Consider the following 14,614-nt stretch of genomic DNA (forward strand, 5'->3'; position numbering starts at 1 on the left):
CCTCGATGATTCGAGGCGGCCTTCGGTTTTCCGGGTGAATGTCGTGACGAGTCCGACAGCTGGTTAGTTGACGTCGGCGCTCTCGCGGTCCTCATCGACGATGTCCTCGTCGGCGACCTCGGGGATGGCCTTGTTCTGACGCGAGCTCGACACCGACTTGTTGCCGTTGTTGCTGATCGACTTGCGCTCAGGCGTGCCGTCGAGCAGTTCGCTCTCGCGGTTGACCGCGGCGAGCATGGCGGGCACGGAATCGAGCTGACCGCGGATACCGAGCAGCTGGGCGAGCACCCGGCCGCGCAGCACGCGCATCTCCTCGGCCAGTTCCTTCGCGTGCGCGATCTTGCGCTCGGAGGTCTGGGTGGCGGAGCTGATCAGGCGGTTCGACTCGTCGGTCGCGTCCTTGATCCGCTGGGCGGCTTCGGCGCGACTGGTGGCCTCGAGCTCCTCCATGGCCCGGGTCAGCTTGGTACGCCGATCGTTCATGGTGGCTTCGAAGTCCTGCTGGGTGGCCTTGCGCTTGGCTTCGGCCTCCTTGCCCAGACGTTCGACATCGGCTTGGGCGGCTTCGATGATCTTGGCCGACTCGGTGCGCGCGTTCGCGAGGGTCTGCTCGAACTCGATCTCGAGCGCCTCGCGCTTCTCCTTGGTCTCCGCGAGCAGCGACTCGTACTTGCCACGCATCTCGGTGGCCTGCTGCTCGGCGATCGACACCATCTCGGCGGCTTCGGCCTGCGCCAGCGCGCGGACCTCGGACGCTTCGTCCGAGGCCAGGCGCAGCATGCGCGAGATACGGTCGGACATGCCTTCGGCGGTGGTCGGCGGCACGGAAAGCCGGTCGACCTCCTTGCGGAGCTCGTCGATCTCGTCACGCGCATCTTCCAGCTGGCTGGCGAGATTGCGGGCCTGCGCTGCGGCAGCGTCCCGGTCGGTGGCGGTGACGCGGAGCTCAGCGTCGAAGCGGTCGAAGTAGTTGCGCACCTCGTCTTGCGCATAACCCTTGCGCACAACGGTGAAGGGCAGTGCAACGAAGCGATTGCGATCGGACTCAGGTGACGACATGGCACACAAAATACAGCCTCGAGCGAGCCTATGGAGACTCGACCGTGATTGTGATCTCGCCGAGATTTACCGACAGTACCGGCGTACTAGTGCGTAACATCCGGGTTCGGCTCCACGAGCTCGACCAGCACACCGCCAGCATCCTTCGGATGGATGAAATTGATGCGGGAATCGGCGGTCCCGTGACGTGGGGCTTCGTACAGCAAACGCACGCCGCGCCCGCGCAGGAAACCCGAAACGGCTTCGATATCGGTGACCCGGTAGGCCAGCTGCTGCAGTCCGGGGCCGCTGCGGTCGATGAACTTGGCGATGGTCGACTCCGGGGTGAGCGGGGCCAGCAACTGCAGGGCGGTCGCGCGGTCGGCGGCGGCGGGGCACGACAGCATGGCCTCGACGACGCCCTGGGCCTCGTTCACCTCGCGGTGGGTCTCGACCATGCCGAGGTTGTCGGTGTACCAGGCCACCGCGGTGTCCAGGTCGGGCACGGCGATGCCCACGTGGTCGACGGCGATGACGTAGTCGGCGGGGATGAAGTTCTCATTGGTCACCCCACGAAGCTAGCGCGGACCTGCGTGCCGGGCGCGGGCCGATACCGGTTACCGTGGAGTCCAACTCCTGTACGCGTGCGGTGCTGCTGTGTGCGTCCGCGAGGATCGACTCAATGAATGCGAGGCTTTCGTGACCACTTCTGTCATCGTGTCCGGTGCGCGTACCCCGGTCGGTCGGCTGCTGGGCGGTCTGAAGGGCTTCAAGGCCTCGGATCTGGCCGGTGTCGCGATCAAGGCCGCGCTCGAGAAGGGCGGCGTCGCGCCCGAGCAGGTCGACTACGTGATCCTCGGCCAGGTGCTGCAGGCGGGCGCGGGGCAGCTGCCCGCGCGCCAGGCCGCCATCGCCGCGGGCATCCCGATGGATGTGCCGTCGATCCTGATCAACAAGGTCTGTCTGTCGGGCATCAACGCGATCGCGCTGGCCGACCAGCTGATCCGCGCGGGTGAGCACGAGATCGTGGTGGCCGGCGGTATGGAGTCGATGAGCCAGACTCCGCACCTGCTGCCGAAGAGCCGCGAGGGCTTCAAGTACGGCGACACCACCCTCGTCGACCATATGGCCTACGACGGCCTGCACGACGTGATCACCGACCAGGCCATGGGCCTGCTCACCGAGGATCGCAACGACCTGGACAAGGTGAGCCGCGAGGAGCAGGACGCGCTGGCCGCGGCCTCGCACCAGCGCGCCGCTGCCGCGTGGAAGAACGGGCTGTTCGAGGACGAGGTCGTGCCGGTCGCCGTGCCGCAGCGCAAGGGTGACCCGGTCTACGTGACCGAGGACGAGGGCATTCGCGCCGACACCACCGTCGAATCGCTGGGCAAGCTGCGCCCGGCCTTCCGCAAGGACGGCACCGTCACGGCGGGCACCGCCTCGCAGATCTCCGACGGCGCGGCCGCGGTGATCGTGATGAGCAAGACCAAGGCCGAGGAGCTGGGCCTGGAGTGGATCGCCGAGATCGGCGCCGCGGGCCAGGTCGCCGGGCCGGACTCGACCCTGCAGGACCAGCCCGCCAACGCCATCCTCGCCGCGTGCGCGAAGGAGGGCATCACGCCCGCCGAGCTGGACCTGATCGAGATCAACGAGGCGTTCGCGGCCGTCGGGGTGTCCTCGACCCGCAAGCTGGGCTACGACCCGGAGAAGGTCAACGTCAACGGTGGCGCCATCGCCATCGGGCACCCGCTCGGCATGTCGGGCGCGCGCATCCTGCTGCACCTGGCGCTGGAGCTGAAGCGTCGCGGTGGTGGCGTCGGTGCCGCCGCGCTGTGTGGCGGTGGCGGCCAGGGCGACGCGCTGATCATCCGCGTTCCCGCCTGATCCTGTTCGACCACGAAAGCCCTGGTACTCCGCGCGAGTACCGGGGCTTTTGTTGTGACCGGTCCAACTACGTGGTGTCGTAGATCATGCGGCACAATAGTGGGCATGGGTTTCTTCGATTTGCGGTCAACGGCCAGCCGGTTCCGGTTCTTCGCGGTGCTCGAGGCGCTGTCCTGGATCGGTCTGCTGACCGGTATGGCGTTCAAGTACCTGCCCGCGGAGGGCAACGAGATCGGCGTGAAGATCTTCGGTCCGGTCCACGGCGGGATCTTTGTGCTGTTCGTGCTCTCCGCGCTGCTGGCCTCGCGTGAGCTGAACTGGAACTGGAAGACCACGGTGCTGGCGCTGGCGTCGAGCATTCCGCCGCTGTTCACCGTGATCTTCGAGGTCTGGGCAGTGCGCACCGGTCAGCTGGGCGAGCTGAGCGCCGACGCGAGCAAGGGCTCCGCGGCTGCCGCGCCGACGGCTTCGTGACAAACTGGAAACCGTGACTCGACCCGCTGCCCGCCGTCCTTCGCCCGCCGCTGCCGCCGCCATGTCCGGCGCGGTGGATCTGTCCGCGCTGAAGCAGCCGCCCGCCGCGCCCGGCGGTGCCGCTGCTGCTCCGGCCTCGGGGAACCACACGGTCACCGAGGCGGATTTCGAAGCCAAGGTGATCCGGCGCTCGACGCAGGTGCCCGTGGTGGTCGCGCTGTTCTCGCAGCGCAGCGCGGGCAGCGTCGAGCTGGTTCGTACGCTCGAACGGTTCAACGCCGAAGACCGCGGCGCCTGGGATCTGGCCGTGATCGAGGCCGAACCCAATATGAACATCGTCCAGGCGCTGCGTGTGCAGGGCATTCCGACGGTGATCGCGGTGGCGGGCGGGCAGCCGCTGGCCGACTTCGAAGGCGCGCAGCCGGACCCGCAGGTACGCCAGTGGCTCGACGCGGTGATGGACGCGACCGCGGGCAAGCTCGAGGGCGACCCCGACGCGGCCCCCGCCGAACCAGAGGTCGAGGATCCGCGCTTCGTCGACGCCGAGGACAAGCTGTCCGAAGGTGACTTCGCCGGCGCCGAGGCGGCCTACGAGGCGATCATCGCCGAGGAACCCGGCAACGAGGAAGCCAAGGCGGCCCTGCGCCAGCTGCGCTTCCTGACCAGGGCCCAGCAGCTCGATCCGGCGGTGGTGGCCACCGCCGACGCCGACCCGGCGAACCTGGATGCCGCCCTCGACGCCGCCGACGTCGAAATGTTCGAACAGCGCCCCGAGGCGGCCTTCGAACGGATCATCGCGATCGTCAAGCGCACCGCGGGCGACGACCGCACCAAGGCGCGCACTCGCCTGCTCGAACTGTTCGAGCTGTTCGACCCCGCCGAGCCCTTCGTGATCGCGGCCCGCCGCAAGCTCGCCGCCGCCCTGTACTGACACCCACCGCCCAGTTCCGATCGGTTCACCGTCGACGGACTGCCGTGCTCATATCGCTTCGAAGCCGCCCCGGCCGAACACCGCCGGGGCGGCTTCGCTGCGCATGAGCGGTGCTACGGTCGAAATATGGCGTCCAAGAACGATATTCAGCATCGGATTGTCACCGCGTTGCAGCGGCGACTGAATCCGATACTGGGCAGACTGCCTGGTCAGCAGTTGCTCGAGACGGTCGGGCGGGTGAGTGGGCAGCCGCGGGTCACGCCGATCGGTGGTCGCCGCGTCGGCGACGAGTTCTGGCTGGTCTCCGAGTTCGGGGATCGCTCGCAGTATGTGCGCAACATCAAAGCCGACAACAAGGTCAGGGTGCGCCTGGGCGGACGCTGGTACGCGGGAACCGCCGTGCTGCTGCCCGAGGACGACGCGCGAGCCAGACTGCGGCAGCTGCCGCGCTACAACAGCACCGCGGTGCGGGCGTTCGGTACCGATCTGCTGACAATTCGGGTCGACCTGGATCGTTAGACCGTCCAGGACAGCCAGAGGGCGCTGTGGGGCGCCATGGTGACGGTGGCCGAGGCGGGGTGACCGTGGCTGGGGGTGTCGACGGCGGTGACGATGCCGAGGTTGCCGATGCCGGAGCCCGCGTATTCGTGGGCGTCGGTGTTGAGGATTTCGTGCCAGGCGCCGGGGTGGGGCAGGCCGATGCGGTAGTTCTCGCGGATCGAACCAGAGAAGTTGAAGACGGCCGCCACCGCGCTGCCGTCGGTGCCCCAGCGGAGGAAGGCGAAGACGTTGGCGGTGCTGTCGTCGGCTTCGATCCAGGAGTGGCCGCCGGGGGTGGCGTCCTGGGTCCACAGCGCGGGGTGGGCGGTGTAGGTGCGATTGAGGTCGGCGACCATTGTCGAAATGCCCTGGTGGAGTGGGTTTTTCAGTTCCTGCCAGTCCAGGCCGCGGTCGTTGTCCCATTCGCGGAACTGGCCGTATTCCTGGCCCATGAACAGCAGTTGCTTGCCGGGGTGGGCCCACATGTAGGCGAGCAGGGCGCGCACGCCGCTCGCCTTGGCGAAGTCGTCGCCGGGCATGCGGGTCCACAGGGTGCCTTTGCCGTGCACGACCTCGTCGTGGCTGATCGGCAGGACGTAGTTCTCACTCCACGCGTAGACCAGCGAGAACGTCATCTCGTTGTGGTGCCAGGAGCGGTGGATCGGGTCGCGACCCAGGTAGCCGAGGGTGTCGTGCATCCAGCCCATGTTCCACTTCATGGTGAAGCCGAGGCCGCCGACGTCGGTGCCGCGGGTGACGCCGGGCCAGGTGGTCGACTCCTCGGCGATGGTGACCACGCCGGGATGGGCGCCGTGCACGGTGTCGTTGAGTTCCTGCAGGAAGTCGACCGCTTCCAGATTCTCCCGGCCGCCATAGATGTTGGGCTCCCAGCCGCCGTCGGGTCGGGAGTAGTCCAGGTACAGCATCGAGGCGACGGCGTCGACGCGCAGGCCGTCGATGTGGAATTCGGAGATCCAGAAGGCCGCGTTGGCGACCAGGAAGTTGCGGACCTCGTTGCGCCCGAAGTCGAAAACGTAGGTGCCCCAGTCGAGTTGCTCGCCGCGGCGCGGGTCGGGGTGTTCGTAGAGTGGGGTGCCGTCGAAACGGGCGAGTGCCCATTCGTCGCGGGGGAAGTGCGCGGGGACCCAGTCGAGCAGCACGCCGATGCCCGCGTTGTGGAGGTGGTCGACGAAGTAGCGGAAGTCGTCGGGACTGCCGAAACGTGAGGTCGGGGCGTAGTACGAGGTGACCTGGTATCCCCACGAGCCGCCGAAGGGGTGCTCGGCGACCGGCAGCAGCTCCACGTGGGTGAATCCGGTCGCGCGGACGTAATCGGCCAGCTGGTGGGCCAATTCGCGGTAGTCGAGGCCGGGTCGCCAGGAACCGAGGTGGATTTCGTAGGCGCTCATGGGGGAGCGGACCGCGTCGGTTCTTGCGCGTCGGTCGAGCCAGGCGCTGTCGGTCCACACGTGGTCGGTGCGGGACACCACCGAGGCGGTGGCGGGCGGTATCTCGGTCGAAAAGGCAAGGGGGTCGGCGTGATCCACGACTCGGCCGTCGGCGCCGTGGATCCGGTACTTGTACCGTGTGCCCGGCCCGACGCCGGGCACGAACACCTCCCACACACCGGAATTGCCCAGCGCGCGCATCGGGGCCGAGGTGCCGCTCCAGTGATCGAAATCACCGAAGACGGTGACGCCGCGGGCATTCGGGGCCCACACCGCGAAGGAGGTGCCGTCGACGTCGCCGTCGAGGGTGGTGTAGTGGCGCGGATGGGCGCCGAGAACCTCCCAGAGGCGGGTGTGCCTGCCTTCGCCGATGAGGTGCAGGTCGAGCTCGCCGACGGTGGGCAGGAAGCGGTAGCCGTCGGCCGAGATCACGGTCTGGCCGCCGGGGTACTCGGCGCGGATCCGGTAGTCGTCGATCTGTGGATACGGCAGGATCGCGTCGAAGATGCCGTGACCCAGCGACTTCAGCCGATGTTCGGACTCCCCGACGAGAACCGTCACAGTGTCGGCGTGGGGGCGCAGGACACGGACCGCGGTGCCGTCGGCGTGGGCGTGCGCGCCGAGGACGGTGTGCGGGTCGGGATGGGTGCCCGCGGCCAGCAGCAGGAGATCGCGGCGCTTCATCACAGTGTCTCGCGGTAGGCCAGCGGTGCGCGGGCCGCGGCCGGGACTGCGGGCAGTGACAGGATGTGCGCGACCGCACGCGTGGGGTCGAGGCGCACGAAATTCTGCTGGCCCCAGTGGTATTCCTCGCCGCTCACCTCGTCGAAGACCACCGGGTGGTCGTGCCATTCGCGGCCGATGGCGGGGAGATCGAGTGAAATGTGGCCCTGCTCGGCGGCATAGGGGTTCAGATTCACGATGACCAGCACCGCGTCGCCGGTGGCCGGGTCGACCTTGGAGTAGGCGATCAGCGCGTCGTTGTCGACGTGATGGAAGTGGATGCAGCGCAACTGCTGCAGCGCCGGGTGATTGCGGCGGATCTCGTTCAGGCGGGTGAGCCACGGTTCCAGCGATTCACCGCGTTCGAGGGCGCCGGCGAAATCGCGGGGACGCAGTTCGTACTTCTCCGAATCGAGGTACTCCTCGCTGCCCTCGCGGACCGCTTCGTGTTCGAACAGCTCGAAACCGGAGTACACGCCCCAGGTAGGGGACAGGGTGGCGGCGAGGGCGGCGCGGATGGCGAACATGCCGGGGCCGCCGTACTGGAGGCTCTCGTGCAGGATGTCGGGGGTGTTCACGAACAGGTTGGGCCTGGCCTCGTCGGCCTTGGCGGCGATCTCGTAGCCGAACTCGGTGAGTTCCCACTTGTGCACGCGCCAGGTGAAATACGTGTACGACTGGCTGAAGCCGCGGCGGGCCAGGCCGTAGAGGCGGGCCGGACGGGTGAACGCTTCGGACAGGAAGATCACCTCGGGGTCGGTGCGGCGCAGTTCGGTGATCAGCCATTCCCAGAAATCGGCGGGCTTGGTGTGCGGGTTGTCCACGCGGAAGATGGTGACGCCCAAGGAGATCCAGTGCCGGACCACCCGCAGGATCTCGGCGTAGAGACCGTCGGGATCGTTGTCGAAGTTGACCGGGTAGATGTCCTGGTACTTCTTCGGTGGGTTCTCGGCATAGGCGATGGTGCCGTCGGGCAGGGTGGTGAACCACTCCGGGTGGGCGGCGACCCACGGGTGGTCGGGGGCACATTGCAGGGCCAGGTCGATGGCGACGTCCAGGCCGAGAGCGGTTGCCTCGGAGACGAATTCGGTGAAGTCGCGCTCGGTGCCCAGCAGCGGGTGCACGGCATCGTGTCCGCCGTCCGCCGAGCCGATGGCCCAGGGTGAGCCCACGTCGCCGGGTTCGGTGGTGAGACTGTTGTTGCGGCCCTTGCGATTCACCTCGCCGACCGGGTGGATCGGCGGGAGGTAGACGACATCGAACCCCATGCCGGCGATGCGGGGGAGTTCGCGGGCCGCCGTGGCGAAGGTGCCGTGGATCGGGGCGCCGTCGGCGTCGCGACCACCGGTGGAGCGCGGGAAGAACTCGTACCAGGAGCCGACCAGGGCGCGGCGGCGTTCGACCAGGACCGAGAACTGGGTGCCGCGGGTGACCATCTCGCGCAGCGGGGTGGCGCGCAGGATCTCGGCGACCTCCTCGGAGAACGCGGGCGCGACCCGGGCCGGGAGTTGTTCGTCACCGCGCAGGGCGGTGGCGGCGGCGCGCAGGCGTTCGAACTGCTTCTTCGGGACAGCTTGGGCGGCGCGTTCGAACAGGACGGCGCCGATCTCGAGGTCGTTGGCGAGGTCGGCGGCAGACTGGCCGACCGACAACTTCGCCTCGACCGCGCTTCGCCAGGTGGCGATGGGGTCGCTCCAGCCTTCGACGCGGTAGGTCCACACACCGGGGAGGTGGGGGGTGAAGAGGCCGTTGAACACGTCGGGTTGGTAGTCGGGCGTCATCCGGACACGGGTGATCCGGGAGGAGCCGGGAGCGCGGACCGCCAGGGTGGCGGCTACCGCATCGTGACCCTCGCGCCAGACGACGGCGCGGACAGGGAACACCTCGCCGACTGCGGCTTTGGCCGGGCGGCCGCCGGGAATGGACGGGGCGATGTCATCGATGGCAATCCGGCCGGTCACTCGGCTAACTTACTGCATTTTCGCTGGGTGGGGAGCGTCGGCGGCCGGGGAAGGACGCGGTGTTCAGCGGGTATCCGCGGCCAGGCCGAGGCCGAGGGCGACCAGGATGGCGGCGAGGGTTCGTTCCATCCGTTGGCGGATTGTCGCGCGGCGCAGCCAGGCGCCCGCTCGGTCGGCGGCCAGCACCACTGCTACGCACCAGGCGCCGTCGACGACGACCTGGATGGTGGCGAGGATGAGCAGGGTGGGGATGACGGGCCCTTCGTCCGGGAGGAACTGGGGCAGGATCGTCATGCCGAAGACGGCGGCCTTCGGGTTGGCGGCGATCGAGATCAGTGAGGCGCGGAAGGCAGCGGCGGGAGTGTTGCCGCCGGGCAGTTTCGCGGTGAGCGCGGCGCCGAACTCGTCGTGGTGGCCGCGGGCATGGCGCCACGACTGCACGCCGAGCCAGATCAGCACCGCGGCACCCACGACGTGCATGGTGGTGTTGAGCCAGCGGTTGGCCGCCAGCAGGATCGACAACCCGGTGCCGCCCGCGAGCGTCCAGCCGAGAATGCCGATCTCGTTGCCCACCACCGCGGCCAGACCGGCGGACCGCCCGTCACGCACCGATCGCTGCAGGAACAGCGCCGTCGCGGGTCCGGGAAGCGCGGCCAAGATGATGGCGGCGACCAGAAATTCGGGCAGGACATCGACCCAGTGCGGCATCGGTGCATGGTGACACGGAGCGCCGGGGGATGGCGAACCGATTTCTTTGGGTCAGGTGATGCGCAGCCCCGCGAGGAGGCGGTCGAGGGCGGCGATGGTGCCGGTCAGCGCGTCGGGGTCGGTGGTGGTGGCCAGCCACAGCGCGGCTTCGTTCATCGCGCCGGAGAGCAGTTGGGTCAGTGGGGCGATCGGTTGTGGAGGAAGGACACCGGCATCGACGAGGGTTTGCAGGGCCTCGTCGAGGTGGCGGGCCGAGTTGGCTTCGTCCATGGCCCGCCATTCGTGCCAGCCGAGGACGGCGGGGCCGTCGATCAGCAGGATGCGCTGGACACGGGGGTCGGCGCAGGCTCGCAGGAACGCGGCGCAGCCGGTGGTGAGCTGCGTCCAGGGGTCGGACTCGGTGTCCGCGGCAGCGGCCACCTGCGCGCCCACCTCCTCCTGCACCTGCGTGAGGACCGCGCGGAACAGGTCGGCCTTGCTGTCGAAGTGGTGGTACAGCGCGCCCTTGGTGACCCCGGCGGACGTCACGATCTCCGACAGACCCACTGCGGCATAGCCTTTCGCGGCGAACAGCGCCCTGGTCTCGTGCAGCAGGATGCGCCGCGTCTCCTCGCGTTGCCGCGTCCGTGCTGTCGATGTCATCGGCCGTCCTCCCATTGACCTACCGCTGGTATGTGAACTACGGTACGACACATACCAACGGTATGTGAAAGGTGACGCCATGAAAATCAGCAGCTACTACCCCGTTCTCGCCACCACCCGGATCGCGGAATCGCGCGACTTCTACACGGCCTGGTTCGGCTTCGAGATCGTCTTCGAGGCGGACTGGTACGTCAGCCTGCGGCGGCCGGGTGCCGGCGACGAGCCGACCTACGAACTGGCTCTGCTCGACCCCACCCACCCCACGATTCCGGCGGGCTTCGGAAAACCCGTCCAGGGTGTGGTGCTGAACTTCGAGGTCGACGATGTCGACGCCGAGTGGGACCGGCTCGTGAAAACCGGCGGCCTGCGCGCCGAGCTCGACCTGCGCACCGAAGACTTCGGCCAGCGCCACTTCATCGTCGCCGACCCCGCCGGCGTCCTGATCGACGTGATCACCGAGGTCCCGCCGAGCCCCGAGTTCGCTGCCCAATTCACCTAGACCCCCAGTGCGGGCGCGATCGTTTATTCTTCCGGGGTGAAGGCACTTCGTCGGTTCACTGTCCGTGCCCATTTGCCGGAGCGGCTCGCCGCGCTGGGTGAGTTGTCGACCAACCTGCGGTGGTCGTGGCACGGCCCGACGCAGGATCTGTTCGCCGAGCTCGACCCCGAGTTGTGGCGAACCGTCGGTCAGGACCCGGTACGGATGCTGGGTGAGGTCCCTGCCGAGCGGCTCGACGAGCTCGCCGCCGACCCGGCCTACATCGCGCGCGTCGACGCGGCCGCCGCGGGTCTGGCGGACTACCTGACGCGGCCGCGCTGGTTCCAGGAGCAGACCGGCACCGACATCGCCGGGATCGCCTATTTCTCGATGGAGTTCGGCGTCACCGAGGTGCTGCCGAACTACTCCGGCGGCCTCGGCATCCTCGCCGGTGATCATCTCAAGGCCGCCTCGGATCTCGGGCTGCCGCTGATCGGCGTGGGGCTGCTGTACCGCTCCGGGTACTTCCGGCAATCGCTGTCGGCCGACGGCTGGCAGATGGAGCACTATCCGGCGCTCGATCCGCAGGGCCTGCCGCTGCGCCTGCTCACCAGCGACGGTTCGCCGGTGCTCATCCACGTCGGCATGTCCGAGGGGCGCGTCCTGCGGGCACGGGTGTGGATCGCGCAGGTGGGGCGGATTCCGTTGCTGCTGCTCGATTCCGATATCGCCGAGAACGACCCCGAACTGCGGGCCGTCACCGACCGGCTCTACGGCGGCGACCAGGACCACCGCATCAAGCAGGAGATCCTGGCGGGTATCGGCGGCGTGCGCGCCGTGCGCGCCTACACCCGCGCCAACGGCCTGCCCGATCCCGATGTCTTCCACATGAACGAGGGCCACGCGGGTTTCCTCGGCGTCGAGCGCATGCGTGAATTCATCGCGGGCGGACTGGATTTCGAGACCGCGCTGGCCGCGGTGCGGGCGGGAACCGTTTTCACCACGCACACCCCGGTGCCTGCGGGCATCGACCGTTTCCCGATGCCGTTGGTGCGCAGGTACTTCGGCGGCTCGCACGGCGAGTCCGAATCCGTGCTGCTGCCGGGGCTTTCCGTGGACCGGATCCTCGCGTTCGGGCGCGAGGGCGACCCCTCGGTGTTCAACATGGCGCACATGGGTCTGCGCATGGCCCAGCGCGCCAACGGGGTATCGAAATTGCACGGCGAGGTCAGCCGGGAGATGTTCGCGGCGCTGTGGCCCGGATTCGACGCGGCCGAGGTGCCGATCGGCTCGGTCACCAACGGCGTGCACGCCCCGACCTGGGCCGCGCGCGAATGGATCGACAAGGCACGCGAACTCGTCGGGCCCGAGCTGGTCGAGGAGGCGCGGGGCTGGGAGAAGCTCAGCGACGTCGACCTCGGTCAGCTGTGGTCGACGCGAAACACGTTGCGCGGCGTCCTGATCGACGAAGTGCGGCGCAGGCTGCGCGATTCCTGGCGACAGCGCGGCGCCGCCGACGCCGAACTCGGCTGGATCGACGACGTCTTCGATCCGAACGTGCTCACCATCGGTTTCGCCCGCCGCGTCCCCACCTACAAGCGGCTCACCCTCATGCTGCGCGACCCCGAACGCCTGCGCGCGCTGCTGCTCGACCCCGAACGTCCGGTGCAGCTGGTGGTGGCGGGCAAGAGCCACCCCGCCGACGACGGCGGCAAGGCGCTGATCCAGCAGGTGGTGCGGTTCGCCGACGATCCCGAGGTGCGGCATCGCATCGTCTTCCTGCCCGACTACGACATGTCGATGGCCCGCTACCTGTACTGGGGTTGCGATGTGTGGCTGAACAATCCGCTACGCCCGCTCGAGGCGTGCGGCACCTCGGGGATGAAGTCCGCGCTCAACGGCGGCCTCAACCTGTCCATCCGCGACGGCTGGTGGGACGAGATGTTCGACGGCGAGAACGGCTGGGCCATCCCCACCGCCGACGGTGTCCGCGACGAATCCCGCCGCGACGATCTCGAGGCCTCGGCGCTCTACGAACTCGTCGAACGCACGGTGGCGCCGCGCTTCTACGACCGCGACGCGGGCGATGTGCCGGTCCGCTGGACCGAGATGGTGCGCCACACCCTGCAGACCACCAGCCCGAAAGTCCTGGCCTCGCGGATGGTGCGCGACTACGCCGAGCAGTACTACGGGCCCGCGGCCGCCGCGTTCGGCCGGGCCGCCGCCGACACATTCGCGGGCGCCGCGGAGGTCGCCGAGTACCGCAGGCGCGTCGACGCCGCGTGGCCGTCGGTGCGAATCGCGCAGGTCGACAGCTCGGGGCTGCCCGACACTCCGGTGATCGGCGCGGAGCTGTCCCTGCACGCGCGCATCGACCTCGGCGGGCTCGCGCCGTCGGATGTGGTGGTGCAGGCGGTACTCGGCCGGGTCTCGCCGACCGACGACCTCTCCGATACGACCACGATCGAGATGCGCCACCTCGGCACCGACGAGGGCAGCGAGCTGTATTCGATTCAGGCTCCGGTCCCGCTGTCGGGTGCTGTCGGGTACACGGTCCGTGTGCTTCCCCACAACGCGCTGCTCGCGTCCGACGCGGAACTGGGCTTGGTGGCCGTCGCGGGCGCGTAACCGTACACGGTGACACGGGCGCCGGGTTATTCGATTCAGTGAACTTTCCGCTACCGTTCCTGGGTCGATCATTGAGGAGAGTCATGGCCAGCGACGTCCTAACCCGTGCCCGAGGGCGCATCGACGGATACTTCGGTATCTCGTCGAGTGGGTCCACCTTCAAGCGCGAGGCGATGGCGGGCACGGTCACGTTCCTGGCGATGTCGTATGTGCTGGCGGTGAACCCGTCGATCCTCGGTGACGAAGGCGCCCTCGGTGACAAGGGCATTCCGATGCAGGCGGTCTTCACGGCCACCGCCGTCGCCGCCGTCTTCGGCACGCTGGTCATGGGCATCTGGGCGAAGTACCCGATCGCACTCGCGCCGGGCATGGGACTCAACGCGTTCTTCGCCTACACCGTGGTGCTCAGCATGGGTATCCCGTGGCAGGTAGCGCTCTCGGGCACCTTGCTCTCGGGCATCATCTTCTTCATCTTGGCGGTCACGAAGGTCCGGGAACGGATTCTCAACGCGATCCCGCTGCAGATGAAGTTCGCGGTCGGCGCGGGTATCGGTTTGTTCGTGGCGTTCCTCGGTCTGAAGAACGCGGGCATCGTCGTCAACAGTGACGCGACGCTGGTGACCCTCGGCGACTTCACCGAGGGCACCACCCTGCTCGCCCTGTTCGGCCTGATCGTGACCGTGGTCTTCCTGGTGATCGGCTGGCACGGCGCCGTGCTCTACGGCATCGTCGCGACCACGATCCTGGGTATGGTCACCGGTCTGGTCGGCGTGCCGGACGGCATCGCCGAGATGCCCAAGGGCCTGGATCAGACCTTCGGGCAGGCGATCATCCACCTGCCCGACGCCTTCACCGGGCAGATGATCGTTGTGGTCCTCACCATGTTGTTCGTCGATTTCTTCGATGCCTCGGGCACCCTGATCGGCGTCGCCAACCAGGCCGGTCTGCTGAACAAGGACGGCACCCTGCCGCGCGCGGCGAGCGCGATGGCCGCGGACTCGGTCGGTACCACCGCGGGCGCGATCATCGGTACCTCCACCACCACCGCGTATGTCGAATCGACGGCGGGTGTGTCGGCGGGTGGCCGAACGGGTCTCACGGCGGTGACCACCGCGGGCTGGTTCCTGATCGCGATGTTCTGCTATCCGATCTTCTCGGT

The 14,614-nt window shown here is 68.2% G+C and carries 13 protein-coding genes; 7 read left to right on the forward strand and 6 right to left on the reverse strand.

Annotated elements, in window-relative coordinates; genetic code table 11:
- Nucleotides 1–63: 63 nt before the first annotated feature.
- Together ACFULV_RS34555 and mce are read right to left on the reverse strand one after the other, a co-directional pair.
- Complete coding sequence (locus ACFULV_RS34555; RefSeq protein ID WP_084473310.1) at nucleotides 64–1,059, reverse strand: hypothetical protein; 996 nt, start codon at nucleotides 1,057–1,059, stop codon at nucleotides 64–66.
- Nucleotides 1,060–1,145: 86 nt separating this feature from the next.
- The gene (mce, locus tag ACFULV_RS34560; protein ID WP_266296146.1) at nucleotides 1,146–1,607 is read right to left on the reverse strand and encodes a methylmalonyl-CoA epimerase; all 462 of its coding nucleotides are present in this window, start codon (nucleotides 1,605–1,607) and stop codon (nucleotides 1,146–1,148) included.
- A gap of 130 nt (nucleotides 1,608–1,737) precedes the next feature.
- Between mce and ACFULV_RS34565 the strand changes: the two genes are divergently transcribed.
- The 4 genes from ACFULV_RS34565 (at nucleotide 1,738) to ACFULV_RS34580 (ending at nucleotide 4,846) form a co-directional block, all read left to right on the forward strand.
- A complete protein-coding gene (locus ACFULV_RS34565) occupies nucleotides 1,738–2,922 on the forward strand; it encodes an acetyl-CoA C-acetyltransferase (RefSeq protein ID WP_378639478.1) in 1,185 nt (394 codons plus the stop codon).
- A gap of 105 nt (nucleotides 2,923–3,027) precedes the next feature.
- The gene (locus ACFULV_RS34570) at nucleotides 3,028–3,396 is read left to right on the forward strand and encodes a DUF3817 domain-containing protein (RefSeq protein WP_378639475.1); all 369 of its coding nucleotides are present in this window, start codon (nucleotides 3,028–3,030) and stop codon (nucleotides 3,394–3,396) included.
- 61 nt (nucleotides 3,397–3,457) lie between these two features.
- On the forward strand, nucleotides 3,458–4,327 hold the full coding sequence (locus ACFULV_RS34575) for a tetratricopeptide repeat protein (protein WP_378639485.1): 870 nt from the start codon (nucleotides 3,458–3,460) through the stop codon (nucleotides 4,325–4,327).
- Nucleotides 4,328–4,453: 126 nt separating this feature from the next.
- Nucleotides 4,454–4,846 (forward strand): nitroreductase/quinone reductase family protein, encoded by a 393-nt coding sequence (locus ACFULV_RS34580; protein ID WP_378638858.1) that lies wholly within the window; start codon nucleotides 4,454–4,456, stop codon nucleotides 4,844–4,846.
- Here ACFULV_RS34580 and glgB read toward each other — a convergent pair.
- From glgB to ACFULV_RS34600, 4 genes are all read right to left on the reverse strand, one after another.
- Nucleotides 4,843–6,999: a 1,4-alpha-glucan branching protein GlgB gene (gene glgB / locus ACFULV_RS34585; protein ID WP_378664268.1), complete on the reverse strand. Its 2,157-nt coding sequence runs from the start codon at nucleotides 6,997–6,999 to the stop codon at nucleotides 4,843–4,845. The genes ACFULV_RS34580 and glgB overlap by 4 nt on opposite strands.
- The gene (locus tag ACFULV_RS34590) at nucleotides 6,999–8,999 is read right to left on the reverse strand and encodes a maltotransferase domain-containing protein (RefSeq protein WP_378664271.1); all 2,001 of its coding nucleotides are present in this window, start codon (nucleotides 8,997–8,999) and stop codon (nucleotides 6,999–7,001) included. Before ACFULV_RS34590 ends, glgB begins: the two co-directional genes overlap by 1 nt.
- 63 nt (nucleotides 9,000–9,062) lie before the next feature.
- Nucleotides 9,063–9,707, reverse strand: a complete 645-nt coding sequence (locus ACFULV_RS34595; protein WP_378638865.1) for a LysE family translocator — start codon at nucleotides 9,705–9,707, stop codon at nucleotides 9,063–9,065.
- 51 nt (nucleotides 9,708–9,758) lie between these two features.
- Nucleotides 9,759–10,349 carry a TetR/AcrR family transcriptional regulator gene (locus ACFULV_RS34600; RefSeq protein WP_378638868.1) on the reverse strand — a complete coding sequence of 197 codons (591 nt, stop codon included), beginning with the start codon at nucleotides 10,347–10,349 and terminating at the stop codon, nucleotides 9,759–9,761.
- 79 nt (nucleotides 10,350–10,428) lie between these two features.
- On the opposite strand from ACFULV_RS34600, the gene ACFULV_RS34605 reads away from it, so the two are divergent.
- The 3 genes from ACFULV_RS34605 to ACFULV_RS34615 all read left to right on the forward strand — a co-directional run.
- Nucleotides 10,429–10,848 carry a VOC family protein gene (locus tag ACFULV_RS34605; RefSeq protein ID WP_378664274.1) on the forward strand — a complete coding sequence of 140 codons (420 nt, stop codon included), beginning with the start codon at nucleotides 10,429–10,431 and terminating at the stop codon, nucleotides 10,846–10,848.
- Between the two features lie 36 nt (nucleotides 10,849–10,884).
- Entirely contained in the window at nucleotides 10,885–13,455 is a 2,571-nt protein-coding gene (glgP, locus tag ACFULV_RS34610; RefSeq protein ID WP_378664276.1) for an alpha-glucan family phosphorylase, read from the forward strand.
- An 83-nt stretch (nucleotides 13,456–13,538) separates the two neighbouring features.
- The coding region (locus ACFULV_RS34615) for an NCS2 family permease (RefSeq protein WP_378664279.1) at nucleotides 13,539–14,614 on the forward strand (1,076 nt) is incomplete at its 3' end.

Source organism: Nocardia sp. NPDC057272 (assembly GCF_042668615.1).
Lineage (GTDB): Bacteria > Actinomycetota > Actinomycetes > Mycobacteriales > Mycobacteriaceae > Nocardia.